The 25,436-nt window shown below is 71.2% G+C and carries 25 protein-coding genes; 18 read left to right on the top strand and 7 right to left on the bottom strand.

The window, feature by feature from the left end; genetic code table 11:
- Positions 1 to 20: 20 nt before the first annotated feature.
- The gene (locus AXK61_RS14685; protein ID WP_068745998.1) at positions 21 to 884 is read right to left on the bottom strand and encodes an AraC family transcriptional regulator; all 864 of its coding nucleotides are present in this window, start codon (positions 882 to 884) and stop codon (positions 21 to 23) included.
- A 72-nt stretch (positions 885 to 956) separates the two neighbouring features.
- On the opposite strand from AXK61_RS14685, the gene AXK61_RS14690 reads away from it, so the two are divergent.
- Positions 957 to 1,652, top strand: coding sequence for an alpha/beta hydrolase (locus tag AXK61_RS14690; RefSeq protein WP_068573364.1), 696 nt, complete (start codon positions 957 to 959; stop codon positions 1,650 to 1,652).
- Here AXK61_RS14690 and AXK61_RS14695 read toward each other — a convergent pair whose 3' ends face one another.
- Positions 1,653 to 2,114, bottom strand: a complete 462-nt coding sequence (locus AXK61_RS14695; protein WP_068746000.1) for a MarR family winged helix-turn-helix transcriptional regulator — start codon at positions 2,112 to 2,114, stop codon at positions 1,653 to 1,655.
- Between the two features lie 61 nt (positions 2,115 to 2,175).
- On the opposite strand from AXK61_RS14695, the gene AXK61_RS14700 reads away from it, so the two are divergent.
- From AXK61_RS14700 to groL, 4 genes are all read left to right on the top strand, one after another.
- A complete protein-coding gene (locus tag AXK61_RS14700) occupies positions 2,176 to 3,741 on the top strand; it encodes an MFS transporter (protein ID WP_082778106.1) in 1,566 nt (521 codons plus the stop codon).
- Positions 3,742 to 3,788: 47 nt separating this feature from the next.
- A complete protein-coding gene (locus tag AXK61_RS14705; RefSeq protein ID WP_068573368.1) occupies positions 3,789 to 5,582 on the top strand; it encodes a DUF2339 domain-containing protein in 1,794 nt (597 codons plus the stop codon).
- Between the two features lie 148 nt (positions 5,583 to 5,730).
- A complete protein-coding gene (gene groES / locus AXK61_RS14710) occupies positions 5,731 to 6,030 on the top strand; it encodes a co-chaperone GroES (RefSeq protein WP_068573370.1) in 300 nt (99 codons plus the stop codon).
- 92 nt (positions 6,031 to 6,122) lie between these two features.
- A complete protein-coding gene (groL, locus tag AXK61_RS14715) occupies positions 6,123 to 7,730 on the top strand; it encodes a chaperonin GroEL (RefSeq protein ID WP_068746003.1) in 1,608 nt (535 codons plus the stop codon).
- 74 nt (positions 7,731 to 7,804) lie between these two features.
- Here the strand turns inward: groL and AXK61_RS14720 are convergent, their stop codons facing one another.
- Positions 7,805 to 8,107 carry a WhiB family transcriptional regulator gene (locus tag AXK61_RS14720; protein WP_068746043.1) on the bottom strand — a complete coding sequence of 101 codons (303 nt, stop codon included), beginning with the start codon at positions 8,105 to 8,107 and terminating at the stop codon, positions 7,805 to 7,807.
- A 375-nt stretch (positions 8,108 to 8,482) separates the two neighbouring features.
- On the opposite strand from AXK61_RS14720, the gene AXK61_RS14725 reads away from it, so the two are divergent.
- Genes AXK61_RS14725 through AXK61_RS14735 form a run of 3 tightly spaced genes read left to right on the top strand, consistent with a single transcriptional unit; the run spans position 8,483 to position 11,179 of the window.
- Complete coding sequence (locus tag AXK61_RS14725; RefSeq protein ID WP_068746006.1) at positions 8,483 to 9,364, top strand: hypothetical protein; 882 nt, start codon at positions 8,483 to 8,485, stop codon at positions 9,362 to 9,364.
- Positions 9,365 to 9,384: 20 nt separating this feature from the next.
- Positions 9,385 to 9,957: a sigma-70 family RNA polymerase sigma factor gene (locus AXK61_RS14730; RefSeq protein ID WP_068573376.1), complete on the top strand. Its 573-nt coding sequence runs from the start codon at positions 9,385 to 9,387 to the stop codon at positions 9,955 to 9,957.
- 1 nt (position 9,958) lies between these two features.
- Complete coding sequence (locus AXK61_RS14735) at positions 9,959 to 11,179, top strand: anti-sigma-D factor RsdA (RefSeq protein ID WP_068746009.1); 1,221 nt, start codon at positions 9,959 to 9,961, stop codon at positions 11,177 to 11,179.
- A 57-nt stretch (positions 11,180 to 11,236) separates the two neighbouring features.
- On the opposite strand, the gene AXK61_RS14740 is transcribed toward AXK61_RS14735, so the two are convergent.
- Positions 11,237 to 11,626: a DUF5319 domain-containing protein gene (locus tag AXK61_RS14740; protein WP_068746011.1), complete on the bottom strand. Its 390-nt coding sequence runs from the start codon at positions 11,624 to 11,626 to the stop codon at positions 11,237 to 11,239.
- An 84-nt stretch (positions 11,627 to 11,710) separates the two neighbouring features.
- On the opposite strand from AXK61_RS14740, the gene guaB reads away from it, so the two are divergent.
- The 6 genes from guaB (at position 11,711) to AXK61_RS14770 (ending at position 19,606) form a co-directional block, all read left to right on the top strand.
- Positions 11,711 to 13,252 carry an IMP dehydrogenase gene (gene guaB, locus AXK61_RS14745; protein ID WP_068746013.1) on the top strand — a complete coding sequence of 514 codons (1,542 nt, stop codon included), beginning with the start codon at positions 11,711 to 11,713 and terminating at the stop codon, positions 13,250 to 13,252.
- A gap of 68 nt (positions 13,253 to 13,320) precedes the next feature.
- Positions 13,321 to 14,490 carry a GuaB3 family IMP dehydrogenase-related protein gene (locus tag AXK61_RS14750; RefSeq protein ID WP_068746015.1) on the top strand — a complete coding sequence of 390 codons (1,170 nt, stop codon included), beginning with the start codon at positions 13,321 to 13,323 and terminating at the stop codon, positions 14,488 to 14,490.
- Positions 14,491 to 14,603: 113 nt separating this feature from the next.
- Complete coding sequence (locus AXK61_RS14755) at positions 14,604 to 16,349, top strand: FAD-dependent oxidoreductase (protein WP_068746017.1); 1,746 nt, start codon at positions 14,604 to 14,606, stop codon at positions 16,347 to 16,349.
- 56 nt (positions 16,350 to 16,405) lie between these two features.
- Complete coding sequence (locus tag AXK61_RS14760; protein ID WP_068573387.1) at positions 16,406 to 17,062, top strand: DNA alkylation repair protein; 657 nt, start codon at positions 16,406 to 16,408, stop codon at positions 17,060 to 17,062.
- Between the two features lie 89 nt (positions 17,063 to 17,151).
- On the top strand, positions 17,152 to 18,717 hold the full coding sequence (guaA, locus tag AXK61_RS14765) for a glutamine-hydrolyzing GMP synthase (RefSeq protein ID WP_068573389.1): 1,566 nt from the start codon (positions 17,152 to 17,154) through the stop codon (positions 18,715 to 18,717).
- 82 nt (positions 18,718 to 18,799) lie between these two features.
- Positions 18,800 to 19,606 carry an SDR family oxidoreductase gene (locus tag AXK61_RS14770; protein ID WP_068573391.1) on the top strand — a complete coding sequence of 269 codons (807 nt, stop codon included), beginning with the start codon at positions 18,800 to 18,802 and terminating at the stop codon, positions 19,604 to 19,606.
- Here AXK61_RS14770 and AXK61_RS25020 read toward each other — a convergent pair.
- Both AXK61_RS25020 and AXK61_RS14775 read right to left on the bottom strand, forming a co-directional pair.
- Positions 19,539 to 19,775, bottom strand: a complete 237-nt coding sequence (locus tag AXK61_RS25020; protein WP_139058029.1) for a hypothetical protein — start codon at positions 19,773 to 19,775, stop codon at positions 19,539 to 19,541. The two genes, AXK61_RS14770 and AXK61_RS25020, sit on opposite strands and share 68 nt — an antisense overlap.
- Complete coding sequence (locus AXK61_RS14775) at positions 19,765 to 21,132, bottom strand: PspC domain-containing protein (RefSeq protein ID WP_068573393.1); 1,368 nt, start codon at positions 21,130 to 21,132, stop codon at positions 19,765 to 19,767. Before AXK61_RS14775 ends, AXK61_RS25020 begins: the two co-directional genes overlap by 11 nt.
- A 143-nt stretch (positions 21,133 to 21,275) precedes the next feature.
- Here AXK61_RS14775 and AXK61_RS14780 point away from each other — a divergent pair, with 143 nt between their 5' ends.
- From AXK61_RS14780 to AXK61_RS14790, 4 genes are all read left to right on the top strand, one after another.
- The gene (locus AXK61_RS14780) at positions 21,276 to 22,661 is read left to right on the top strand and encodes an ATP-binding protein (protein WP_414930000.1); all 1,386 of its coding nucleotides are present in this window, start codon (positions 21,276 to 21,278) and stop codon (positions 22,659 to 22,661) included.
- Positions 22,662 to 22,725: 64 nt separating this feature from the next.
- Positions 22,726 to 22,848: a hypothetical protein gene (locus tag AXK61_RS25905; protein ID WP_269451172.1), complete on the top strand. Its 123-nt coding sequence runs from the start codon at positions 22,726 to 22,728 to the stop codon at positions 22,846 to 22,848.
- A gap of 29 nt (positions 22,849 to 22,877) precedes the next feature.
- Positions 22,878 to 23,549, top strand: a complete 672-nt coding sequence (locus AXK61_RS14785; protein ID WP_068573395.1) for a LuxR C-terminal-related transcriptional regulator — start codon at positions 22,878 to 22,880, stop codon at positions 23,547 to 23,549.
- A gap of 234 nt (positions 23,550 to 23,783) precedes the next feature.
- Entirely contained in the window at positions 23,784 to 24,182 is a 399-nt protein-coding gene (locus AXK61_RS14790) for a hypothetical protein (RefSeq protein ID WP_139058030.1), read from the top strand.
- Between the two features lie 40 nt (positions 24,183 to 24,222).
- On the opposite strand, the gene AXK61_RS14795 is transcribed toward AXK61_RS14790, so the two are convergent.
- Positions 24,223 to 25,422, bottom strand: coding sequence for a serine/threonine-protein kinase (locus AXK61_RS14795; RefSeq protein ID WP_082778107.1), 1,200 nt, complete (start codon positions 25,420 to 25,422; stop codon positions 24,223 to 24,225).
- Positions 25,423 to 25,436 lie beyond the last annotated feature (14 nt).

A 25,436-nucleotide genomic window follows, 5' to 3' on the forward strand; every position in this document is an offset into this window, starting at 1 on the left:
GGCATTCGGTGTCCGCCCCCTCACCCGACGGTGCCGCGCCAGCGCAGCGGTGGCGCCCCGAAGCGTCGGTGGAAGGCGCGGCTGAACCCGGCCTCGGAGGCGTAACCGACGGCGGCTCCGATCTCGCCCACCGGAGAATCGGTGTCGCGCAGTAGCTCCGCCGCTCGATCGAGCCGCTGCGCGGTGACGTACGCCGCCGGCGGCACGCCGAGCAAGCGGGTGAACCGCGCCGCCAACGCGGACCGGGACAGCGCGGCGACGCGCGCGAGTTCGTCGATGCTCCAGGGGTGTTCGGGATGATCGTGCACCGCCGTGAGCACGGGACCGAGCCTCGGATCCATCGCCGCGGTGAGCCATCCGGGTGCGGCTTCGGCCTCGGCCGCCCATCGACGCAGGGCGTGGATGAACAGCAGGTCGAGGATCCGCGCCGCCATCACATCGCTCCCCGGGCTCGGTGAATCGGTCTCGCGGAGCAACAGTTCCAGGCTGGTGCGCAGCCACTGCGCGTCCGGTGCGGCGCCGGCGCAGTGGATGACGGGCGGGAGCACGGCGAGCACGGCGTCGGCGACGACATGGTCCGCCGTGAACTCGCCGGTCACCCATTCGGCGCCCGCCGGCCCGGACAGTACGTGCTCGTCGCCGCGCGGCAGGAGGGCCATGTCGGACGGGGCGAGCGGCACCGTCGTACCGCCGACGTGCACCGCCATGCCGGGGGAGACGGCGAGATGCGCGACCCGGCGGTCCGCGACGCGCAGCACGACCGGTACGGTCGCGCTCCCGCGCCGGACGCGACCGCCGCGCAGACGCACCGCGCGCAGGAGCACGCTCAGCGCGTCCGGCGGATCATCGGGACGATCGGCAAAGAAAGAGGGTGAATCAGGCATGGGAATTGACTCCGCATCCTTCTAGCGTGGACAGGGCAAGGATAGGTCACAGCACACGAAAGGTCACGAGCGATGACGGAGAAGCCCACGATCGTCCTGGTCCACGGATTCTGGGGCGGTGCGGCCCACTGGGGTGAGCTCATCGTCGAGTTGCGGCGGCGCGGCTACCCCGAGCTGCGAGCGGTGGAGAACCCGCTCACCTCACTCGCCGACGATGCGGAGCGCACTCGGCGGATGGTGGCCCAGGTGCGGGGGCCCGTCCTGCTCGTCGGACACTCCTACGGCGGCGCGGTGATCACCGAGGCCGGGAACCATCCCGATGTCGTGGGGCTGGTGTACATCGCCGCGTTCGCCCCCGACGCGGGCGAGAGCCCCGGCGCGATCACCGAGCAGCATCCGCCCGCGGCGTTCGACGCGATCGCACCCGACTCCGACGGCTACCTGTGGATCGCGCAGGACCGGTTCCGCGACAGCTTCGCCCAGGATCTCGACGAGGACGCCGCGTTGGTGATGGCCGTGACCCAGAAGGCGCCGCTGGGGTCGACCTTCGGTGACGCCGTCACGGATCCGGCCTGGCGGCACCGGCCCAGTTGGTATCAGGTGTCCACGCAGGACCGGATGATCCACCCGGACAACGAGCGCCGCATGGCCGAGCGCATGGGAGCGCGTGAGGTGATCGAGCTCGAGGCGAGTCACGCCTCCCTGGCCTCGCACCCGCGGGAGATCGCGGACCTCATCGATCGGGCGGTCGCCGCACTGGCCGGCTGATCAGGCCTCGTCGCCGCACAGGTACTCGCGCATCTCGCACTCGGCCGACTCGGCGCGCAGCACGGCGCGCTGCGTCGGCCGAGCCGCGTCGTAGCGCTCGCGGCCGCTGTCGGTGATCGTGGTGAAGACGGACCGCCGGTCGCTCTCGCACATGCTGCGCACGGCCAGCCCGTCCTTCTCCAGGCGCGCGACCAGCCGGGACAGTGCGGACTGCGACAGGTGCACGTGCTCGGCCAGATCCGACATGCGGACCTTGCCGCCATCGGCTGTGCGGGCGCGGACCAGCTGCTCGAGGACCTCGAACTCCGACGAGGTCAGCTCGTGTGCCCCCAGCGCGCGGTCCAGCGCGCAGGTCATGCGCGCGTAGTCGCGCATCAGCCGGTGCCACTGCTCCGCCAACGCGTCGTCCGCGGGGGTGCAGGTGTTCGCGTGGACGGTCACGACGTCGCCTTTGACGCTCATGTCCGCAGTCTACACCGGACGCCCGCAAAATATTCCCCCGAAATATATGTAGACACATTCAATGCATGCGCATAGAGTTCCTCGGGTGACCACGACACACGAACCCCCGACAGCACCGTCGAACCCGGAACCCGCACCCGCGCACCACGTCACCACCGCCGGCGGCTGGACCTCCAAGACCTGGCTCCTGCTGCTCGTGCTCTGCGGGGCGCTGTTCCTCGACTCCCTCGACATCTCGATGGTCGGCGTGGCACTGCCGTCCATCAAGGCCGCGCTCGGCATGGACCCGTCCTCGCTGCAGTGGATCGTCTCCGGCTACGTGCTCGGCTACGGCGGCCTGCTGCTCCTCGGCGGGCGCGCCGCCGACCTCATCGGCCGTCGGCCCGTCTTCCTCGGCGCCGTCGCGGTCTTCGGCGTCGCCTCCGTGGCGACGGCATTCATCGACCTCCCCGCGGCCCTCATCGCGCTGCGCTTCATCAAGGGCGTCGCCGCGGCGTTCACCGTCCCCGCCGGGCTGTCGATCATCACCACGACCTTCGCCGAGGGCCCCGCGCGCAACAAGGCCTTCTCGATCTACACCGTCTGCGGCGCTTCGGGCTTCTCACTGGGCCTCGTCTTCGGCGGCCTGCTCACCGAGGTCTCGTACCGCCTGACCCTGCTCTTCCCCGGCCCGATCGCCCTCGCGCTACTCGTCCTGGGCTGGAAGGTCATCCCGCACACGGCACCGTCGGAGACCTTCTCCCTCAAGCGGTTCGACGTGGCCGGTGCGCTGACCTCGACCGGAGCCCTGCTCATCCTCGTGTACACGGTGGTCCAGGCGCCCCACCTGGGCTGGGCCTCGCCGACCGTACTCATCCTGTTCGCCGTGTCCGCACTGCTCGCCGTGGCATTCGTCGTGACCGAGGTCAAGCACCCGCATCCGCTGGTGCGGCTCGCGATCCTCAAGTCGGTCCGGCTCGTGCACGCCAACCTCGCCGGTTTCGTCATGTTCGGCGGGTACGCCGCCTTCCAGTTCCTGGTCACGCTGTACGTCCAGGACTCGCTGGGCTGGAGCCCCGTCGCCATGTCGTTGGCGTTCCTTCCCGCGGGACTGCTCGTGGTCGCGTCGGCGACCAAGATCGACGCGGTGCTCGACCGCGTGAACAGCACCGTCCTCGTCGCCGTCGGCCTGACCGCGTTCCTCGGCGCGTACGTCTGGTTCCTCCGGGCCGAGGCGGGGGCCAGCTACTGGCTGTTCCTGTTCCCGACGATCCTGCTGCTCGGCGTGGGCTTCGCCCTCACCTTCCCGGCGGTGAACTCGCAAGCCACCGAGGGAGTCTCCGACGACGAGCAGGGCCTTGCGTCCGGCCTGCTCAACACCTTCATCCAGGTCGGCGGCGCCGTGATGATGGCCGTCGTCACCGCGATCACCACCAGCGCCGGGACCGAGGCGCTGCCCGGCCACCTGCTGCCGGGCATGACCACCGCGATCGCCGTCGTCGTCGGGCTCACGCTCGTCGGCCTCGCCGGCACGGTATCGGTCCTCGCCCTGGCCCGCCCGGGCAGGTCCGACGGTGCGCCGGTCCCCGGCCCGGAGGTCCCGGCCGACGTTCGAGGCCCCGAGGTGGGAAGTACCGCCCGGGACTGAGTAGTCCTACGCTGCCGCGCCGCATCCCGGCGCGGCAGCGTAGGGGTATGCCTCAGATCATCGCGCAGACAGATCCCCGGATCGTCCGGCTCGCCACCGAACTCGACATCACCGTCAAGCGGCTGCAGTGGATGCAGGGCCAGCTCGGCGCGCTGCAGCAGCCGTCCGTCGGGCCCGTGCTCATCTCACAGGCGCACCGCCCCGCCGCGCACCGTCCGGCTCCGCGGGTTCCCGCGCCGCACCCCCGGCCCGCGCCACCCGCCCCGACACCCTTCCATCCGGCGAACGTCCGGCGGGCCCCCTTCGCGCCCGCGTCCTTCAGCCCGGTGCCCGCGCCGAACCGCCCGGACCGGAAGGCCGCCTTCACAGTGGCCCGCGTGCTCGCCGGGGCCGGCGTGCTGGTCACCCTCATCGGCGTCGCTCTGCTCCTCGTGCTCGCCGCTCAGGCGGGGCTCCTCGGGCCCGCGGTCCGGGTCGGTCTCGGGACCGCGCTCGCAGGAGGACTGCTCGGGGCCGCCCTCTGGCTGCACGCGCGGCCCGGTGGGCGCCTCGGCGCCGCCGCGCTCGCCGCGACCGGCATCGCCGCCGCCTACCTCGACGTCGTCGCCGTCACGGGGATCTACCACTGGGTCCACCCGGTCGCCGGCCTCGCGGGCTCCGGCCTGATCGCGCTCGCCGGGCTCGCCCTGGCCTCGCGCTGGCGCAGTCAATGGCTCGGGATCGCGCTCTTCGCCCCGATCTACGTGCTCGCGCCGCCGCTCGCCGACAACGCCTACCTGCTCGGCGGATTCGTCCTCATCCTCGCCATCGCCTCGATCGGCGTCGCCCGACCCGCGGCGTGGCCGTGGCTGCACGTCGTGCGCTCGGTCGGCACGTCCGGCACCTTCGCGGTCCTCGCCCTCGCGGCCGGAACGGCCGACTCCCTGCCCGTCCTCGGCGGCGCGGTGCTCGCCGCGGTCGTCGGGCTGCTCGCCGCCGCGGACCCCGCCGCTCGGGCCGGACGGTGCTGGCCGCTCGTCTCCGCCGGCATCGTCGCGGCGCTGCCGGTGCTCTTCGCCGAGATCGGCGCGCCCGACTGGGCCGCGGCGGTCGCCGCCCTCGCGCTGGTCGCATCGACCGTCGCGCTCGGCCTCCTGCCCGGCACCGCACCGTCGGTGCGCGGCACGTGGTTCGGCGTCGCGGCGTTCTCCGCCCTCATCGGGTCCGTCGTCGCCGTGCCCGGTCCGTGGCTCGCCGCCGTCGTCCTGGGTCTCGGCGCCGGCGCGCTCGTGGCGGCCCGCCGCGAACCGTCGGCCTGCTGGGCGGGCGTCGGGCTCGGCGCAGTGGGGCTGCTCGTGGCGCTGGGCCGGTTCGGCTCGACGGTGACCCGCCTCGACCCCGTCGCGCCGGCGTCGGGGAGCGCGGCGGCGATCGCGACATCGGCCCTCGCGGTGGCCCTCGCCGTCTCGGCCGTGTGGCGCCTGCTGCCGCTGGTGCCCACGGAGGCCCGTGCGGTGATCGGCGTGACCGGCGGCGGGGCGGCCCTCGGAGCCGCGACCGCGCTGCTGGCCAATCTCGGCTCCGCGCTGGGCGGTACCGAGGGGATGCTGTGGGGCCACGGCATCGCGACCGTCGCGTGGATGGCGACCGGCGCCTACCTGCTGCTGCAGCGCCGCACGCCGCGAGGAACGGTGTCGACCGTGGCGGGGCCGACGATGATCGGCGGGGCCGTCGCCAAGCTCTTCCTCTTCGACCTGGCCGCCCTCGACGGCGCCGTCCGCGTCGCCGCGTTCCTCGTGGTCGGGGTGGGCCTCCTCGCGGTCGGTGCGGTCCATGCCGCGCGCAGTCAGTCCCGCCCTTGAAGTGCTAGCACTCCCATGGGTAGAGTGCTAAGTGGTTCGTGTGTGCGGGACACCCCGCGCACACAAGGTGACGCCGGCACCCGCGACGACGGCTGTGACTTTCGGGCCAGACAACATGACACCGAACATCCATACATGGAGGCGAACTGTGGCAAGCGTGAACATCAAGCCGCTTGACGACAAGATCCTGGTCAAGGCCACCGAGGCCGAGACCACCACCGCGTCGGGCCTGGTCATTCCGGACACCGCCAAGGAGAAGCCGCAGACCGGCACCGTCGTCGCCGTGGGCGAGGGCCGCGTGACCGAGCAGGGCAACCGGGTCCCGACCGGCATCAACGAGGGCGACACCGTGCTGTTCAGCAAGTACGGCGGCACCGAGTTCAACTACAACGGCGAGGAGTACCTCGTGCTCAGCTCGCGCGACGTCCTCGCCGTCATCGGCAAGTAGTCGGCCGCACACGTGCGAAGTCCGGACCGCCCCGCCCGAAGCTGAGGCGGGGCGGTCCGGCATTTCCACCAGAGCCTTAGGAGCTTTGAAACATGGCTAAGCAGATCGCATTCGACGAGAACGCACGCCGCAGCCTGGAAGCCGGCATCGATGAGCTCGCCGACGCCGTCAAGGTGACCCTCGGACCCCGCGGCCGGCACGTGGTGCTCGCCAAGGCCTTCGGCGGCCCCGTCGTCACCAACGACGGTGTGACCATCGCCAAGGAGATCGAGCTGGAGGACCCGGTCGAGAACCTGGGCGCCCAGCTGGTCAAGTCCGTCGCGACCAAGACCAACGACATCGCCGGCGACGGCACGACGACCGCCACCGTGCTCGCGCAGGCGATCGTCAAGGAGGGCCTGCGCAACGTCGCGGCCGGCGCCAACCCGATCGAGTTCGGCAAGGGCATCGGCGCGGCCGCGGACAAGGCGGCCGACATCCTCGTCTCGCAGGCCACTCCGGTGGACGGCGAGAAGGCGATCGCGCAGGTCGCGACCGTCAGCTCGCGCGACGAGGAGCTGGGCGCGATGATCGGCTCGGCGATGGGCAAGGTCGGCGCCGACGGCGTCGTCACCGTCGAGGAGAGCTCGGGCGTGGAGACCGACGTGGTCGTCACCGAGGGCGTGCAGTTCGACAAGGGCTACATCTCCCCGAACTTCGTCACGGACCTCGAGGAGCGCAAGGTCGTCTTCGACGACGCACTCGTGCTGCTCTACCGCGACAAGATCACGTCGCTGCCCGACTTCCTGCCGCTGCTCGAGAAGATCCTCGAGACCGGCAAGCCGGTGCTCATCGTCGCCGAGGACGTCGAGGGCGAGCCGCTCTCGACGCTGGTCCTCAACACCCTGCGCAAGACCATCCGCGCCGTCGCCGTGAAGGCGCCGTTCTTCGGTGATCGCCGCAAGGCCTTCCTCGAGGACCTCGCCATCGTCACGGGCGGCACCGTCATCAACACCGACCTGGGCCTCTCGCTGGCCACGGCCGGTGTCGACCTGCTGGGCAGCGCCCGGCGCGTCGAGGTGACCAAGGACTCCACCACCATCGTCGACGGTGCCGGGTCCAAGGAGGACGTGCAGCAGCGGACCGCGCAGATCAAGGCCGAGATCGAGAACAGCGACTCCGACTGGGACCGTGAGAAGCTCTCCGAGCGCCTCGCGAAGCTGGCCGGTGGCGTCGCGGTGATCCGCGTCGGCGCGCACACCGAGACCGAGCTCAAGGAGCGCAAGCACCGCGTCGAGGACGCCGTGTCCGCCGCTCGTGCCGCGGTCGAGGAGGGCATCGTGTCCGGCGGTGGCACCGCGCTGGTCAAGGTCAGCGCGCAGCTGGCCGACCTCGAGGACGGGAGCGAGGGCGACTTCAAGCTGGGCGTGCGTGCGTTCCGCCGCGCGCTGACGTCCCCGCTGTTCTGGATCGCCACCAACGCGGGCGAGGACGGTGCCGTCATCGTCAACCGGGTCACCGAGACGGGCGAGGGCTTCAACGCCGCCACCCTGCAGTTCGGCGACCTCATCGCCGACGGCGTCATCGACCCGGTGAAGGTCACCCGCAGCGCCGTGGTGAACGCCGCGTCGGTCGCCCGGATGATCCTCACCACCGAGGCCACCGTCGTCGACAAGCCGGCGGAGGAGCCCGAGGACGCGCACGCGGGACACTCCCACTAGGAGGATCCCCAGCGCGACCGGCACGAACGCGGAGCGCCCCCGACCGGAAGGTCGGGGGCGCTCCGTCGTCGGGGCTAGCCTGCGATGCGGCTCGTCTTGACGCGCGTCTTGGACGCCAGCGCGGCGCGCTCGGACTCGGACAGGCCGCCCCAGATGCCGTAGGGCTCCGCGACCGCGATCGCGTGCGCGCGGCACTGCGTCAGCACGGGACAGGTGCGGCACAGTTCCTTCGCGCGCCGTTCGCGCTGCGCGCGCGCCCGGCCCCGCTCGCCGTCGGGGTGGAAGAACACCGAGCTGTCGACGCCGCGGCACACGCCGTGCATCTGCCAGTCCCAGAAATCCGCGTTGGGACCGGGGAGCTCGTTGGGTTGAGGCATGCGCATTCTCCAAACACTCGGCGATCTCGCTGGCGTGGAAACGTCGTTGTTCCTCTCGCTCGTTCACCGTATGCAGTTCGCTAGACGAAGGTCAACCCGCTGCGGGCGATTGCGGGGCGGCTTCGGTCACCGTGAGAATTAACGTTGCGTTCATTCATTCCGGGGTATATGGACCAGTGTTGCGTCCGTGACCCCACGGAGTGCGGTGGCGGTCGTCGCAGGTGAACGTGCATTGTGCGGCCCAACGAGCCATGACCTGCGGTCGCGGCGACATGGAAGATGCCCGGCAAACGCTTTACAAGCCGGTAACATGAGCGCCCGTGTGCGACCGTTCGACACCATTGTCGCTGCTGCAAATTGTGGAAGGTTAAATCTTTGGAAACTGGACATGCGGATCCGGCGACCGTCTCTGCGGAGGGTCTGCTCGCGGCGGCGTTCGGGGCGACGGCGGGAGTGCCGGGTCCCGCGGACTCGGCCGGTGGTCGGGTCTGGTTGCGCGCCGTCGCGCTCGCCGGGACGGGGCGGTTCGCGGCCGCCCGGCTGCTGACCGCGGGCGTGACCGCGGGGCCGTTCGCCGCGGCGGCGCGCTGCCTGGAGGGTTCCATGCTCCGGCAGTCCGGCGCGCACCGGGCCGCCGCGCTGCCCGACGGTGCCGCACTGAGCCTTGCGAGCTCAATCGATGGACAACCAGGATATGGTTTGTCGGTGGCGCTGACGGTCGATGCGACGGTGGGACTCGCTGCGGACGCTCTGGGTACCGGCCGGCACGCATTGAGCGCCCGCCTGCTCGCGCGCGCGGACGAGCATCTCCGTGCGGCTGGAGCTGCGGGTCCGCAACGGTCCGGTGCCGCCTCGTCGCGCGATCTCCCGTGGTGGACGGTGCCGCGCGCCCGGCTGCGACGCGAGTGGGTCGCGGCGGAGCTCGCCGTGTACACCGGGGACGCAGCGGCAGCGGCCGCGGCGATAGATCCCCTGTTGTCGGCCGACCCGGGGCCGACCGTGCCGCGGCACCATGCGAAGACGCTGCTCATCGCGGGTTCTGCGGCGATGGCGTCGGACGACCCGGACCGGGCGCGGGAACTCACGACGGAGGCGTACGGCGTCGCCACCTCGGAGGGGCTCGATCCTCTAAGGTGGGCCGGAGCGAAGATGTTGGTCGCGTTGTCGGAGGTGGGGCATGGGGAGGCGTTCGCGCGCGAGGCTGCGGCCGTGGAGGCGGACTGGATTCGCCATGGCGCGGGATTGGCACGGTTGTAACGGCAGGATGCAGGCTGGCGATGAATCTGACAGGTGAGGAGCTCGACCGGGCCGTGCGCGAGGCAGCGCGCGGCGACAGGTCCGCGCTCGCAGATGTTCTCGACACCATCCGACCCCTCGTCGTGCGGTACTGCCGCGCGCGGGTCGGTGGTGGCGAGCGTCACTCGCTGTCCGCTGAAGACATCGCGCAGGAGGTGTGCATGGCTGTGATGACGGCTCTGCCCCGGTACGAGGACCAGGGACGCCCGTTCATGGCGTTCGTGTACGGCATCGCCGCGCACAAGGTCGCGGACGGCTTCCGTGGCGCAGCGCGTAACAAATCCGACCCCGTCAGCGAGATCCCAGAGAGAGCGTCGCTGGACGGCGGGCCCGAAGGTCAGGCGCTCGCCACGGAGGCGAGCCGCGACATGGCCCGCCTGCTCAGCACGCTCCCGGAGAAACAGCGCGAGATCCTGATCCTCCGTGTGGTCGTCGGCCTGTCGGCCGAGGAGACCGCGGAGGCGGTGGGCGGTACCGCAGGTGCCGTCCGCGTCGCTCAGCACCGAGCGCTGTCCAAGCTGAAGAACCAGATCGCGAAAGAAGGTGAGAACTGACATGGCCGACGACACGAACAAGCCCGGGAACAACCAGGGGCGTTTCGATCCCCAGGACCCCGAGCGCACGGCCACTCACCGTCTGGGTCCGCCGATGCGCCCGATGCGCCCCGGTGGTCCCCGCGACTTCCGCGACGGCGACACCGGCTTCGTCGACCGCGTCACGGACGACGGTGCTCCCGTCGACGTGGCCGCGGTCCGGCGGGACGACGACCTGATCGAGGCCCTCGCCGCCGGCGGCGCCGTCACCACCGCGGATCAGACCGAGTTCACACTCGCATCGCTGCTCGCCGACTGGCGCGACGAGATCGTCACGACGCCGGTGCCCTCGGGCCCGTCGATCGACGAGATCGTCGCCGCCACCGGTGGCGGCCGACGGGGCCGTGGCATGCGCTCCGCGCGGCCCACCCGCCCCGTGCCGCCGCCCCCGGCGCCGCTCGTGGGCGGAACGCCGGACGGCGCGCCGGAGGCACCGTCGGGCGACGGTGACGTGACCGACATCGCGAACGCGCCGTCGCGGCGGAACCGCCGGTTCGGCCTGATCGCCGGTTCGGCTGCGGCCGCCGTGGCGATCATCGGCGGCGGTGGCGTGCTCGTGAACTCCGCCGACCCGGGCGACGGTGCGCTGTGGAGCGTCAAGGAGGTCGTGTTCTCGGACGCCGCCTCGCAGACGGTCGCCACGTCGGAGGCTAAGGCGCAGATCGCGAAGGCCGACGAGGAGATCAGCGGGAGCAATCAGGCGGCGGCGCAGACGGCGCTGGTCAGCGCCCGGCAGCAGGCCGCGAAGGTGAAGAACGCGAAGGACCGCGCCGCGCTCGAGGAGCGGATCCGGGCCGCGGAGGCGCGCGCCGGGCTGCCGGTCGGGTCGACCGACCTGCCCACGTCCGCGCCGTCGACGCCCTCGGCACCGCCCACCTCGCCCTCGACGGTGCCGACCACGCCGCCGACGACGGTGCCGTACCCGACGATCCTCGATACGCCGGTGCCGACCACGCGTCCGACCACTCCGCGGCCGACACCGACGACGACGCGCCCGACGACGACCGAGCCGACGACCACCGAGCCGACGACCACGGAACCGACGACGACGGCCACGACGGTGACCACCACGACACCGCCGGCGACGACCACCACCACGCCGCCGCCCCGGACCACCAGCACGTCGAGGGCCGCGGCGACCGAGACGACCACGGTGCTCCCTCCGGAGCTGTTCCCGCGGTAGTCGTGACGACCACGAAGGCCCCCACCGTTCGGTGGGGGCCTTCGTCGGTTCGGGCGCCTACTCCTCGTTCGCGAGGTTCATCGCGGCGTCGGCGTAGCCGCGGCAGTAGTCCCAGGTGACGTACGCGTCGGGCGCCGGATCGTAGGCCGGCTCGTGGGGCCGGACGGTGCCGTCCACCAGCAGTTGCAGCAGGTTCGCGCGCAGCATGTCCCAGTCGTGGTAGTGATCCTCCTGGCAGTCGTCGCAGCAGATCACCAGGCCGCGGACACCGCGATGGGCCAGGAGCGCCTCGTAGACGGACAGGTCCGCCAGGTCCTCCTCGACGGCGAGGCGCTCGGCGGGATCGAGGGGCTGGCCGGGATCGAGCGAGTCCAGAGCGGCCGTGGGGTCGCTCGGATCGTCGGCGAACGGGTCCGGCGGAAGGCCGGGGGGAAGATGGTTGCGCACACCCCCACGGTACGCAGAAATGCCCTGTTCTGGCCAGTCACACGCGCTGCACGAGCGGAAGTATCCGCCGCGTACCATGGATACATGACGCGTTCCGCCTCTTCCGCGCCCGCTCCCGGCTCTGTTCGCATCGGTGGTGACGATCCGTCCAAGGTCGCCATGCTCGGCCTCACCTTCGACGATGTGCTCCTCGTTCCCGCGGCCTCCGATGTCATCCCGTCGGGGGTCGACATCTCCACCAGGCTCACCCGCGAGATCACCCTGCGGGTCCCGCTGATCAGTTCCGCGATGGACACCGTCACCGAGGCGCGGATGGCCATCGCGATGGCCCGCAACGGCGGCATGGGCGTGCTGCACCGCAACCTGTCGATCGCGGCGCAGGCCGGGCAGGTCGAGACCGTCAAGCGGTCCGAGGCCGGCATGGTCACCAACCCGGTCACCTGCAGCCCGTCGAACACGCTCCGCGAGGTCGACGAGATGTGCGCGCGGTTCCGCATCTCCGGCCTGCCGGTGACGGACGAGAAGGGCACGCTGGTCGGGATCATCACCAACCGCGACATGCGCTTCGAGGTCGACTTCGACCGTCCCGTCGCCGAGGTCATGACCAAGGCGCCGCTGATCACCGCGCAGGAGGGCGTCACCGCCGAGGCGGCGCTGGGACTGCTGCGTCGGCACAAGATCGAGAAGCTGCCGATCGTGGACGGAAGCGGCCGGCTCACCGGCCTGATCACCGTCAAGGACTTCGTCAAGACCGAGCAGCACCCGAACGCGACCAAGGACTCGGACGGTCGGCTGCTGGTCGGCGCGGCCGTCGGCGCGGGCGACGAGGCGTGGGAGCGGGCCATGGCGCTGCGCGACGCCGGTGTCGACGTGCTGGTGGTGGACTCGGCGCACGGTCACTCGAGCGGCGTGCTCAACATGATCGAGAAGCTCAAGCACGAGCTCGGTGACGACGTGCAGATCATCGGCGGCAACGTCGCCACCCGCAGCGGCGCCGCGGCGCTGGTCGCGGCCGGTGTCGACGGCGTGAAGGTCGGCGTGGGCCCCGGCTCGATCTGCACCACCCGCGTCGTCGCGGGCGTCGGTGCACCACAGATCACCGCGATCCTCGAGGCCAATGCCGCGTGCGCGCCCGCGGGCGTCCCCGTCATCGCCGACGGCGGCCTGCAGTTCTCCGGTGACGTGGCGAAGGCCCTCGCGGCCGGCGCGTCGACGGCGATGCTCGGCTCGCTGCTCGCGGGCACGGGGGAGTCGCCGGGCGAGCTGATCCTCGTGGGCGGCAAGCAGTTCAAGAGCTACCGCGGCATGGGCAGCCTCGGCGCCATGCAGGGCCGCGGCCAGGCCAAGTCCTACTCCAAGGACCGCTACTTCCAGGACGACGTGCTCTCCGAGGACAAGCTGGTGCCCGAGGGCATCGAGGGCCGGGTGCCCTTCCGCGGTCCGTTGAGCTCGGTGATCCACCAGCTCACCGGCGGCCTCCGCGCGGCGATGGGCTACACCGGCAGCCAGACCATCGAGGATCTGCAGCGCGCCCAGTTCGTGCAGATCACGGCGGCGGGTCTGAAAGAATCGCATCCGCACGACATCACGATGACGGTCGAGGCGCCGAACTACACCACGCGGTAGTCCGGCAGTCCTCACACGTTCCCCGGGGCCGACGATGCCCCGCTCCCGTCCGGAAAGGACTGAGCGCGTTGCGCGACATGGTTGAGATCGGCATGGGCCGCACGGCCCGACGCACCTACGAGCTGCAGGACGTGAACATCGTCCCGTCGCGCCGCACGCGTTCCTCGAAGGAGGTGTCCACCGCCTGGCAGCTCGACGCGTACCGCTTCGACACCCCGATCCTCTCGCATCCCACGGACGCGATCGGCTCGCCGGAGTTCGCGATCGAGCTCGGGAGGCTGGGCGGCCTGGGCGTGCTCAACGCCGAGGGCCTCTACTCGCGACACCGCGATGCCGAGGCGAAGCTCGAGGAGGTCGTGGCGCTCGCCGCGTCCGATATCACCGGCGTCACCGCGATCCGCCGCCTGCAGGAGCTGCACGCCGCGCCGCTGGATCCCGAGCTGCTCGCCGCGGCCGTCGGCCGGGTGCGTGACGCGGGGGTGACGGTGGCCGTGCGAGTCTCGCCGCAGCGCGCCCTGGAGCTGACCCCGGTCCTGGTCAAGGCCGGGATCGACCTGCTGGTCATCCACGGCACGATCATCTCGGCGGAGCACGTCTCGAACGAGGGCTCGGCACTGAATCTCAAGACCTTCATCGGCGATCTCGACGTGCCGGTGGTCGCGGGCGGCGTGAGCGATCACCGTACTGCGCTGCACCTGATGCGCACCGGCGCGGCCGGCGTCATCGTCGGGTACGGCTCGGCGGAGGGCGCGACCACGACCCGTGAGGTGCTGGGCATCGGCGTCCCGATGGCGACCGCCATCGCCGACGCCGCCGCGGCCCGCCGGGACTACCTGGACGAGACCGGCGGCCGGTACGTGCACGTGATCGCCGACGGTGACATCTACAGCGCCGGCGATGTCGCGCGGGCGATCGCCTGTGGCGCCGACGCCACCATGCTGGGCGCGCCGCTCGCGATCGCGGCCGAGGCACCGGGCAAGGGGTGGTACTGGCCGTCGGTGGCCGCCCACCCGTCGATCCCGCGCGGCGCGGTCGCGCCCGCGCAGCTGGGCGGACTGGACGCCGGCGACGACGCGGCGGTGGGTGGCGCGCCGTCGCTCGCGACGATCCTGAACGGCCCGTCGACGGAGCCGAACGGCCAGTTGAACCTGGTCGGTGGCCTGCGCCGGTCGATGGCCAAGTCCGGCTACAGCGAGCTGAAGGAGTTCCAGAAGGTCGGGCTCAACGTCGCGTACTGAGCGCGAACCACTGTTATTGAGTGGAGTTTAGTAGTACCGTTACCCGTCAGTAGGGCCGCTTCAGCCGTGGCCCGGTGACACATGTCCTTCCGCGGACGGGTGAGGGGTGCCAGATGGCCAAGGCAGTCAAGCAGAACACGGGCGACCACTTCGACGTGCTCGTGATCGGCTCGGGGTTCGGTGGCAGCGTCACGGCGCTGCGTCTGACCGAGAAGGGCTACCGCGTCGGTGTGCTCGAGGCCGGCCGGCGGTTCGAGGACGAGGACTTCGCCGAGAGCACCTGGAACCTCAAGAAGTTCGTGTGGGCGCCGGCGATGGGCCTGTACGGCATCCAGCGCATCCACCTGCTCAGCGACGCCGTGGTCCTGGCCGGCGCGGGCGTGGGCGGCGGCTCGCTGAACTACGCGAACACGCTGTACAAGCCTCCGGCGCCGTTCTTCAACGACCCGCAGTGGAAGCACATCACGGACTGGGACGACGAGCTGTCGCCGTTCTACGACCAGGCCCGGCGGATGCTGGGCGTGGTGAAGAACCCGCACGAGACCCCGTCGGACCGGGTCATCAAGCAGATCGCCGAGGAGATGGGCGTCGCGGACACGTACACCGAGACCCCGGTGGGCGTGTACTTCAACCAGCCGGGCCGCACCGACGCCGACCCGTTCTTCGGTGGCGCCGGCCCCGCGCGCACGGGCTGCACGGAGTGCGGCCAGTGCATGTCGGGCTGCCGGGTGGGCGCGAAGAACACGCTGATGAAGAACTACATCCACCTGGCCGAGGCCGGTGGGGCGCGGTTCATCCCGATGACGACGGTGACGGGGGTCCGGGAGGGACGCAAGGGCGTGTGGGAGGTGTACACCCGCCGCACGGGCGCGAAGGTGCGCAAGAACCGCACCGTCTACACCGCCGACAACGTGGTCTTCGCGGCCGGCACCTGGGGCACGCAGACGCTGCTGCACTCGCTCAAGGACACGGGCGCGCTGCCGAAGCTCTCGGAGCGTCTGGGCGTGCTCACCCGCACCAACTCCGAGTCGATCCTGGGCTCGGCGCGCACCGTCGTCGACCCCGTCGAGGACCTCTCCAAGGGTGTGGCGATCACCAGCTCCTTCTACCCGACGCCGGACACCCACATCGAGCCCGTCCGGTACGGGCCCGGCCGCAACGCGATGGGGATGCTGCAGTCGCTCCTGGTCGATGGCGGCCCCGGACGCACCCGCCTCAAGGGGTTCGTGCGCGACCTGGCGAAGAAGCCGAGCGACCTGAAACTGCTGCTCACGCAGAAGGACTGGGGCCAGCGCGTGCTGATCCTGCTGGTGATGCAGAGCCTGGACAACTCGATCACCACCTACACCAAGAAGATCCCGGGCAGCAGCAAGCGCCGCATGGTCTCCAAGCAGGGCCACGGCGCGCCGAACCCCACCTGGATCCCGAAGGGCAACGAGGCCGCACGGATCGGCGCCGAGAAGCTCAACGGCGTGGCCGGCGGCACCTGGGGCGACATCTTCAACGTCCCGATGACGGCCCACTTCCTCGGCGGCGCAGCCATCTCCGAGACGCCCGAGACGGGCGTCATCGACCCGTACCACCGGATCCACGGCTACCCCTCGCTGTTCGTCGTCGACGGTGCCGCCATCTCGGCGAACCTCGGCGTCAACCCGTCGCTGTCGATCGCCGCGCAGGCCGAGCGCGCCGCGTCGCTCTGGCCGAACAAGGGCGAGAAGGACCCGCGCCCCGCGCAGGGCGAGGGCTACCAGCGGATCGCGCCCACCGCGCCGCAGAAGCCCGCCGTCCCGGCCGGCGCCCCCGGGCAGCTGCTGCTCCCGCTGCCGAAGGTCCGGCCGGCGCAGGACACGCAGGCCTGACGGTCCGCCGTCAGGACACGCAGGCCTGACGGTCCGCCGTCGCTACGCTCGGTGCCATGACGCGCGTGGAGGACGTACTGGCCGAGTTGGCGGCGCTGGAGGATCCGAAGGCGCGGGCGGTCAACGAGCGGCACGGTGACCCGCACGGCGTGAACCTGACGAAGCTGCGGGCTGTGGCGAAGTCGCTCGGTACGGACCGGGAGTTGGCCGGCGAGCTGTGGGACTCGGGTGATGTCGCGGGGCAGCTCGTGGCGCTGCTGATCAGCCGGCCGAAGCAGTACACCGCGGACGAGCTGGACGCGATGCTCCGGTCCGCCCGCAGCGACAAGGCGCACGACTGGCTGCTGAACTACCTGGTGAAGAAGTCCCCGCATGCGGGTGCGCTCCGGACCCGGTGGTGGGGCGACGCCGACCCGCGTGTGCGGGCGGCGGGCTGGGCGCTCACGACGCACGCCGTGACCACGGCCGACCTCGATCGGGACGTGCTGCTCGACACCGTCGCGCGGGAGATGCGCGATGCCCCGTCGAAGCTGCAGTGGGCGATGAACGAGACCCTCGCGACCATCGGCATCGAGGATCCGTCCCGCCGGGCCCGCGCCCTGGCCATCGGGGAGGAGCTGCAGGTGCTGGCGGACTACCCGGTCTCGAAGGGCTGCGTCTCGCCCTTCGCCCCGATCTGGATCACCGAGATGGTTCGGCGCCGCGAAGGCTGACGCCGTTCCTTCCTCGTCTGCGGCAGGCGGGGGAATCGTGACCGCCCTGGTGTCCTGACCGGCGGCGGGCGGCAACTAGACTGTTGCGGGTGACGGACTCCTCACCCAACCCGGTTCTGGTCGTCGACTTCGGCGCGCAGTACGCGCAGCTCATCGCGCGCCGCGTCCGCGAGGCGCGGATCTACTCGGAGGTGGTGCCGCACACCATCACCGCCGAGGAGGTCCGGGCGAAGAACCCCGCCGCGATCGTGCTGTCGGGCGGTCCCGCGTCGGTGTACGCGGAGGACGCGCCGAACCTCGACCCCGCGGTCTTCGACCTCGGCGTCCCGGTGTTCGGCATCTGCTACGGCTTCCAGATGATGGCCCGGACCCTCGGCGGCACCGTCGCCAACACGGGCGGGCGCGAGTTCGGCCGGACCACCCTGACGCCCACGGGCGACGGTGTGCTGCACGTCGGGCTGCCCGCCGAGCAGCCGGTGTGGATGAGCCACAACGACGCCGTGCAGGTCGCCCCGGAGGGCTTTTCGACGGTGGCCTCCACGCCCGGCGCGCCCGTGGCGTCGTTCGAGAACGTCGAGAAGAGGATGGCCGGCGTCCAGTACCACCCCGAGGTGCTGCACAGCCCGCACGGCCAGGAGGTTCTCACGCGCTTCCTGTACGAGATCGCCGGGCTGAAGCCCACGTGGACCGCGGCGAACATCGCGGAGCAGCTGATCGAGGACGTGCGCGCACAGGTCGGGGAGAACGGTCTCGCGATCTGCGGCCTGTCCGGCGGTGTCGACTCGGCCGTCGCGGCGGCACTGGTGCAGAAGGCCATCGGTGATCGTCTGACCTGTGTTTTCGTCGACCACGGCCTGCTGCGGCAGGGCGAGCGCGAGCAGGTGCAGACGGACTTCGTCGCGGCCACGGGCGCGCGCCTGGTCACCGTCGACGCCGAGAAGACCTTCCTGGATCGCCTCGCCGGAGTCAGTGATCCGGAGACCAAGCGCAAGACCATCGGTGAGTTGTTCATCCGCTCGTTCGAGGGCGCGGTCAGCGAGGTCGTGGGGAACGCCGACACCACCGTCGACTTCCTCGTCCAGGGCACGCTGTACCCGGACGTCGTCGAGTCCGGCGGCGGCGCGGGTACCGCGAACATCAAGAGCCACCACAACGTGGGCGGCCTCCCGGAGGACCTGGAGTTCACCCTCGTCGAGCCGCTGCGCCTGCTGTTCAAGGACGAGGTCCGCGCCGTGGGCCGCGAACTGGGTCTGCCGGAGGAGATCGTCGGCCGGCAGCCCTTCCCCGGCCCGGGCCTGGCGATCCGCATCGTCGGCGAGGTCACGAAGGACCGGCTGGACCTGCTGCGCAAGGCCGACGCGATCGCCCGCGAGGAGCTCACCGCCGCGGGCCTGGACGGCACCATCTGGCAGTGCCCGGTCGTGCTGCTCGCGGACGTCCGCAGCGTGGGCGTGCAGGGCGACGGCCGCACCTACGGCCACCCGGTCGTGCTGCGGCCGGTCAGCTCCGAGGACGCGATGACCGCGGACTGGACGCGCGTGCCCTACGAGACGCTCGAGATCATCTCGACCCGCATCACCAACGAGGTGGAGGACGTCAACCGCGTGGTGCTCGACGTGACGAGCAAGCCGCCGGGGACCATCGAGTGGGAGTAGGGCGGGGGTGCTCGGGGGCGGAGCCCCGGGGGAATGACATAGCGGTCACGTTCTGACCGGAGCCGCCGGTACGGTCGATGCCATGACGATTCTGGTGACGGGTGCGACGGGCAACATCGGGCGGAAAGTGGTCGACGAGCTGGTGGCGAGGGGTGTCACCGACATCCGGGCGCTCACCACGAACCCCGCGAAGGCGGCGCTGCCGAGCCGGATCGAGGCCTTCAGCGGCTTCATCGGCAAGCCGGAGACGCTCGACGGTGCCTTCGACGGCGTGACCGCGATGTACCTCGCGCCGTACGAGCCCACGGCGGAGGAGGTGCTGCGGCGGGCGAAGGACGCGGGTGTCGAGTACGTGGTCGCGACCTCGGGCAGCGCGCACTGGCAGGCGCTCACGGACACCATCCTCGCGAGCGGCATCGACGTGACGGTTCTCGGCCCGGGCGAGTTCATGGAGAACTTCGCGGGCTGGGCGGGACAGGTGGCCGCGGGCGTGGTCCGCGAGCCCTACCCGGACGCGGGGAGTGCGCCGATCTCGATGGACGACATCGCCGCGGTCGCGGCCGCGCTGCTCGCGGCCGAGGACCGGTCGGCGCATGTCGGGGAGGTCTACGAGCTCACCGGCCCGAGCTTCCTGACCCGGGTCGAGATGGCCGCGCAGATCGGTGAGGGCATCGGCCGGGAGGTGCGGTTCGAACAGATCAGCCGCGAGGCCGCCGAAGCGGCTCTCGCGGCGGAGATGGGCGACATGGCCGGCTGGTACTTGGACCTGCAGGACGCCTCCCGCCGGTACCGGCAGGAGGCGAACTCGCTGGTCGAGGATCTCAGTGGTCGTCCGGCGACGAGCCTGGCGCAGTGGGCTTCGAAGAATCGGGCCGCGTTCGGGGCCTGATCAGCACCAGCCCGGCCGCGGCGACGGCGGCGATCGCGAGGCCGCCGAGGAGCGTTCCCGCGTTCACCAGTCCGGGGCCGCCGAGGATCGCCCACGCCGCGATCACGAGGGAGGCGAGGCCTGCGACGAGCAGGGCGGGGGACAGCCGATGGGACGTATCACCGGTCACGGTTCACCTCCACGTTGCCGATGTTGCCCTGGGCGTTGATCGTCAGGGTGGGGGCGTCGGGCTTCGCGTCCTTGCCGACGCTGAGTCCGTCGGGGCACTGAGCCTCGCCCACGGAGACGGAGCAGTTCACGCGGACGTTCATGCCGGCCGGCACGCGGATCTTGGTGTCGCCCACGCCCACCCGGGTCGATACCGTGCGGTCGTGGTCGAGTGTGAGCCCGGTCAGGTCGAGCTTCAGCGAGCCGACCTGCGTGGTGTAGCTCTCGCGCAGGTCGGTCGGCGTGGTCACCGTGAACCTCTGGTCGCCGCGCGGCGCATCGGCGAGGCCGGTGACCACGTTCTGCGCCATCGTGCCGACCACGACGACGCCCGCGAGGGGGATCGCCGCGAACAGGAGGCCGTATCCGGAGCGCCGGAACGCGCCGATGACGAGGCCGCCGCCCACCACGGCCAGCACGATCGCGGCGCCCACCACGGGCGAGATCGGCACGCCGAGAACGAGGTTCATGGTGGCGATCGCTGCGGCGGTCAACAGTGCGATGCCGAGGGTCACCGGGGTCACGCGGGTGCGCCGCTTCGGGACGACCGGGACCGGCGTCACCGCGGAGGCGGGCTCGGGCAGGTCCCAGGCGAAGGGAGCGGCGCCCAGCGGATCCCAGCGCGGCGGGTGGATCTCCTCCGTCGCCTGCGTCACGTCCCGGGTGCGGGGGCCCGCCTCGGGTGCCTTGCGCAGGTTCACGGGGTCCGACGGTGCCGCGCCCGACGGTGCTGCCTCCGACGACGCAGCTTCCGACGGTGCCGATTCCGGTGCGGCGCTGGGCGGCGCGGGCTCGGACGGGACGGTTCCCGCGGTCGGCGGCGTCCACACGGGCTGCCACGGGAACTGCGCGGCGGGCGGCTGCCAGGCGCCCACGGGGGCGGGGGCGAACCGGGTCGTGACGGCGGTGCCGGGCGGGGGGACGGGGAGGCGCTGGTGCAGCGCGTACCAGCCGGCCAACAGCAGGGCCAGGCTGATCAATCCGGCGCCCGGCCACGACGAGCTGAAGTTGCTGCCGAAGGTCACGGCGAGGACAGCCGCGATGATCAGGACGATGGTGGGCGGCCCGGAGCGCTGCACGGGCGTGCCGTACGCGTACTCGGATTCCTTGGGGAGGACGAAGATCCCGACGATGTAGGCGATGAAGCCGAGCCCGCCGAGCACCGTCGCACCGATGAAGGCGGCACGCACGAGCGCGACGTCCACCTGGTAGCGGCGGGCGAAACCCGTGCAGACGCCGGCGATCGGCGCTTGCCGGGCCCGGAGCGGCCTGGTCTCCCACATCTGCCGGAGCTGGCTGGAGAGGGTTGTCGTGTCCATGCCTTCGATCCTGCGGGGCGCGGCGGTCCCGGTCCATCGGGATCTACCCTGAAATCGTGGCGCCGCGCCTCGGGGTGAAGGGTGAACATTCAGGGGCTTCCCCGATACCCGAGGGCGACGATCCGTGCCACCATCGAGGGATCATGAGCAGACGAGCAGATCGCCGGTGGGCGCGGCACCAGGCTCGCCAGCAGGCGTGGCAGCAGGGCTGGCAGAACTGGCAGCAGGGGTGGCAGCAGGGCGCGGACCAGGCGCAGGCCGCCGGACTCCGCGCGCCCGCTCCGTCGCCTGCCGCGGCCCGGCCCGCGGTCGTGCCGCCGCCCGGGCAGCCGGCGCCGGCGCCGTCGTACCCCCGGATGCACCGTCGCAGCGGCGGCGCGGTGATCGGCGGAGTGTGCGGCGGCGTCGCCGATCACCTGGGCGTCGACGTAACCAAGGTCCGCATCGCCTTCACCCTGCTCGCACTCCTCGGTGCGGGCGTCGTGATGTACGCGCTGCTGTGGTTCATGTGCCGCCCCGGCACGGACACGGAGCGGCCGGATCCGGCCGAGCGCCGGCAGGGCCTGGCCCTGGCGGTACTCGGCGTGGTCGGCGCGGCGACCCTCGCGTCGGTGGCGAGCAGCACCAGCGCGGGATTCGTGGTGCCGGTGATCGTCATCGGCGTCGGCGCCGCGCTGGTCTGGCGCGAGGCCGATTCCGCGCGTACAACGTCGACCGCGCTCGGCGGCGGCTCCCGTCTGATCACCTGGCTGCGCATGTTGGGCGGAGTCACGCTGGTGATCGTCGGTCTCGCGGTGGTCTTCCTCGGCCGGGTGGACGTGGCGGCGATCCCGACGGCACTCGCCGCGGTCGTCCTGACGCTGGTGGGCGTGGCGCTGCTGACGGTGCCGATCTGGGTGCGCATGTGGCGCGATCTGGGCGCCGAGCGCGCCGCCCGGGTGCGCACCATCGAGCGTGAGGAGATCGCCTCGCACCTGCACGATTCGGTGCTGCAGACACTCGCTCTCATCCAGAAGCAGTCCGCCGACGGTGCCGCCGTCAAGCGTCTGGCCCGCAGCCAGGAGCGTGAGCTGCGCGAGTGGCTGTTCGGCGGGGCGGAGGCGCCGGCGCGGTCCCTCGCCGCGGCGCTCAAGGCTGCGGCCGCGGACGTCGAGGACGCGCACTCGGTGGCCGTGGACGTCATCACGGTCGGCGATGTCGAGGGACCGGAGCTGGGCGTCGATGACCGCTTCACCGCGCTGCTCGGGGCGGCGAGGGAGGCGATGGTCAACGCGGCCAAGCACTCCGGCTGCGAGAGCATCGACACGTACGCGGAGGTCGACGAGGACTCGGTGGCGGTGTTCGTGCGCGACCGCGGCGTGGGATTCGATCCGGAGGCGGTGCCGGCGGACAGGCAGGGCCTGGCGAAGTCGATCCGGTCGCGGGTGGAGCGTCGCGGCGGCGCCGTCGCGGTCCGGTCCGCCCCGGGGCGAGGTACCGAGGTCAGGATGTCGGTCCCCCGATGCGAGGCGGAGGCGTCCGCATCGTGAGCACCCGGCCGACGCGACGAGCACTTCCCCCACGGGTGCGCGGGGTCCCACTAGGCTTCGTCGCATGAACGGCACCGGTCCCACCCAAGCCCTGGTCTTCGCCGATCCGAAGGGGTTCATCCGGTACTGGAATGCGGATTCCGAGCGCGTCTCGGAGTCGCTTCCGCCGCTGCAGGAACTGTACTGATCACTACTGGATCGAGTGGAGGAGAACGCGTGAGCTACCGGGTGTTCCTGGTCGACGATCACGGGGTGTTCCGGTCCGGCGTGCGCGCCGAGCTGGCCCGCGAGGACGCCATCGAGGTGGTGGGGGAGGCGGGTACGGTCGCGGAGTCCGTGGCCGGGATCCTCTCCGTCGCACCGGACGTGGTGCTCCTCGACGTCCACATGCCCGACGGTGGCGGTGTCGCCGTCCTGCGCGGCGTGACCGACGGTGCCCCGCGTGCCAAGCTCGAGAAGATGCCGGTCTTCCTGGCGCTCAGCGTCTCCGACGCCGCGGAGGACGTGATCGCCACGATCCGCGCGGGCGCGCGCGGCTATGTCACGAAGACGATCTCGGGGCAGGAACTGGCCGACGCGGTGCGCCGGGTCGCCGAGGGCGACGCCGTGTTCTCGCCTCGGCTGGCCGGTTTCGTGCTCGACTCGTTCACCGGCCGCTCGCCGGTACCGGAGCCCGCGCTCGACCCGGAGCTGGACTCGCTCACCCCGCGCGAGCTCGAGGTGCTGCGCCTCTTGGCCCGCGGCTACACCTACAAGGAGATCGCCGAGGACCTGTTCATCTCGGTGAAGACGGTCGAGACCCACGCCTCGAATGTGCTCCGCAAGACCCAGCAGAGCAACCGCAACGCGCTCACCCGCTGGGCCCACACCCGCCACCTCGCGGACTGAGTTCCCGGCCGCTGAGGTTGTGGCCGCGCGCTGCTGACATTCGTGGGCGCTGCCGATTGCCGGCAGCGTTCAGAGCTACCGGCCGCGCGCTGCCGATATCGCGGGGCGCTTGCGCGCCGATAGCGGACACTCATGCTGTAATCAACTATGCGAAATTTTGCGGTGTCGCTTCTTGCGGCGCTGGCGATATCGGCCGCCAGTGGATGCACCGTCTCGGATCCTGTGGGACCGCAGATGGATTCCCGAACGGCGTCGGAAATTCAGGCAGCGGTGGATGGCCGGTTCACCAAGGTCGACCTGGACGATCTGGTCGGAATGACGGTCGCGGATGCCAAACGCTTGCTGGGATATCCGAGCAATCCGCCCACTGGGCTGCCATCACCTCCGATCTTGCTTGCCATCCCGACTGGCGAAGGCGTGACGGAGCTGCCCGAGTCGGACTTGACGGTAACAGCGGCGATCGGGGCAGCGGGAAGTGATCACTTCTACCTCGGTGTGATGCCCACGCGGCAACCGGACCTCGATGAGCTGCTGGCCAAGAGGGGGATTCGCCAACAACGCCTCAGTGAGCTGTTCGACGCCGCGAAGATGGGAGGAGTGAATCTCATCGTCGCGGTGTACGTGGAGAAGTGAGTTTTCCGGCTGTCTTCGGCCGCGCGCTGCCGATATCGCGTCAGCCCAGGGCGACGATGATCCCCGCGATGATCGCGGCCAGCACGATGAACCCACCGATGATCCACGCTGCCAGCATGGTGTTCGACATCTTCGTCGGCGGCGCCACGGGCGGCGGGACGTAGGCGCTCGGCCGCGGTGCGGGCGGGACGGGACGCTTGCGCTCGACGGGTCCGGACGCGCCCGGCCTGCCTGACGATGCCGGGCGCACCGTCGAACCGCGTTCCCCGGACGCTCCCGCTGAGCGTTCCCCGGCGGTGCGGCGCAGCCAGACCGCGGGCGCGCCCTCGGAGGCCTGCAGCGGGGCGGCCAGGATCGCGGCGGGGTTGCCGCCGGCGGCCGCGACCTCCGCGAGCCGGTCCCGTGCCTCAGCCAGCGACGGGCGCCGCTTGGGGCTCGGCTGCAGCATGTCGAGGATGACGTGGGTCAGTGCGCCGTCGTGCTTGGGTGGATCGATCTGCCCCAGAGCGACCTTGTGCAGCAACCGGATCGAGTCGTCGTCCACACCGAAGGGCGGCGTGCCCTCCAACGCGGTGTAGAGCGTGGCGCCCAGCGAGTAGAGGTCCGAGGCCTCGGACGGCTCGGTGCCGCGGGCCACCTCGGGGGCGAAGTAGGCGGGCGTGCCGGTGATGATCCCGGCCGGGCCGGCATCGTCGCCCTCGGCCCGCGCGATGCCGAAGTCCGAGAGTTTGACGGTGCCCGACGCGCGGCCCCGGTTCGCGATGAGGATGTTGCCGGGCTTGATGTCGCGGTGGATGATCCCCGACTCGTGCGCCTCGATCAGCGCGTCGGCCACCTGTGCGCCGATCTGCGCGACCTGCCGCTCGGGCATCGTCCCCGTCATGTGCAGCACCTGCGCGAGCGAACGCGACGGGAGGTATTCCATGACCAGCCAGGGCTCGCCGCGGTCCAGGGCCACGTCGTACATCGCGACGGCGTTGCGGTGCTGCAGCCGCGCCGCGAGCCGGCCCTCGTGCAGGGCCCGCTTGCGCAGCTCATCCGCCTGTTCCTCGGTGAGGCCCTCGGTGGAGATCACCTGCTTGGCGGCCACCTCGCGCTCGAGCCGCTCGTCCCGGGCCAGCCACACGGCGCCCATGCCGCCGCCGCCGATCTTCGAGGTCAGGCGGTACCGCCCGGCGACCAGGTGATCGGGCCCCGGAACGCCCCTGATCGCTCCGCCCGCACCCGTCGATTCCGCCACGCCGTTGATCCTAG

Source organism: Tsukamurella pseudospumae, from assembly GCF_001575205.1.
Taxonomy (GTDB): Bacteria; Actinomycetota; Actinomycetes; order Mycobacteriales; family Mycobacteriaceae; genus Tsukamurella; species Tsukamurella pseudospumae.

Excerpts from the sequence above, each read along its gene's own strand:
- AXK61_RS14685 (WP_068745998.1), bottom strand. The coding sequence starts at position 884 with ATGCCTGATTCACCCTCTTTCTTTGCCGATCGTCCCGATGATCCGCCG.
- AXK61_RS14690 (WP_068573364.1), top strand. The coding sequence starts at position 957 with ATGACGGAGAAGCCCACGATCGTCCTGGTCCACGGATTCTGGGGCGGT.
- AXK61_RS14695 (WP_068746000.1), bottom strand. The coding sequence starts at position 2,114 with ATGAGCGTCAAAGGCGACGTCGTGACCGTCCACGCGAACACCTGCACC.
- AXK61_RS14700 (WP_082778106.1), top strand. The coding sequence starts at position 2,176 with ATGCATGCGCATAGAGTTCCTCGGGTGACCACGACACACGAACCCCCG.
- AXK61_RS14705 (WP_068573368.1), top strand. The coding sequence starts at position 3,789 with ATGCCTCAGATCATCGCGCAGACAGATCCCCGGATCGTCCGGCTCGCC.
- groL (WP_068746003.1), top strand. The coding sequence starts at position 6,123 with ATGGCTAAGCAGATCGCATTCGACGAGAACGCACGCCGCAGCCTGGAA.
- AXK61_RS14720 (WP_068746043.1), bottom strand. The coding sequence starts at position 8,107 with ATGCCTCAACCCAACGAGCTCCCCGGTCCCAACGCGGATTTCTGGGAC.
- AXK61_RS14730 (WP_068573376.1), top strand. The coding sequence starts at position 9,385 with ATGAATCTGACAGGTGAGGAGCTCGACCGGGCCGTGCGCGAGGCAGCG.
- AXK61_RS14735 (WP_068746009.1), top strand. The coding sequence starts at position 9,959 with ATGGCCGACGACACGAACAAGCCCGGGAACAACCAGGGGCGTTTCGAT.
- guaB (WP_068746013.1), top strand. The coding sequence starts at position 11,711 with ATGACGCGTTCCGCCTCTTCCGCGCCCGCTCCCGGCTCTGTTCGCATC.
- AXK61_RS14755 (WP_068746017.1), top strand. The coding sequence starts at position 14,604 with ATGGCCAAGGCAGTCAAGCAGAACACGGGCGACCACTTCGACGTGCTC.
- AXK61_RS14760 (WP_068573387.1), top strand. The coding sequence starts at position 16,406 with ATGACGCGCGTGGAGGACGTACTGGCCGAGTTGGCGGCGCTGGAGGAT.
- AXK61_RS14770 (WP_068573391.1), top strand. The coding sequence starts at position 18,800 with ATGACGATTCTGGTGACGGGTGCGACGGGCAACATCGGGCGGAAAGTG.
- AXK61_RS14775 (WP_068573393.1), bottom strand. The coding sequence starts at position 21,132 with ATGGACACGACAACCCTCTCCAGCCAGCTCCGGCAGATGTGGGAGACC.
- AXK61_RS14780 (WP_414930000.1), top strand. The coding sequence starts at position 21,276 with ATGAGCAGACGAGCAGATCGCCGGTGGGCGCGGCACCAGGCTCGCCAG.
- AXK61_RS25905 (WP_269451172.1), top strand. The coding sequence starts at position 22,726 with ATGAACGGCACCGGTCCCACCCAAGCCCTGGTCTTCGCCGATCCGAAG.
- AXK61_RS14790 (WP_139058030.1), top strand. The coding sequence starts at position 23,784 with ATGGATTCCCGAACGGCGTCGGAAATTCAGGCAGCGGTGGATGGCCGG.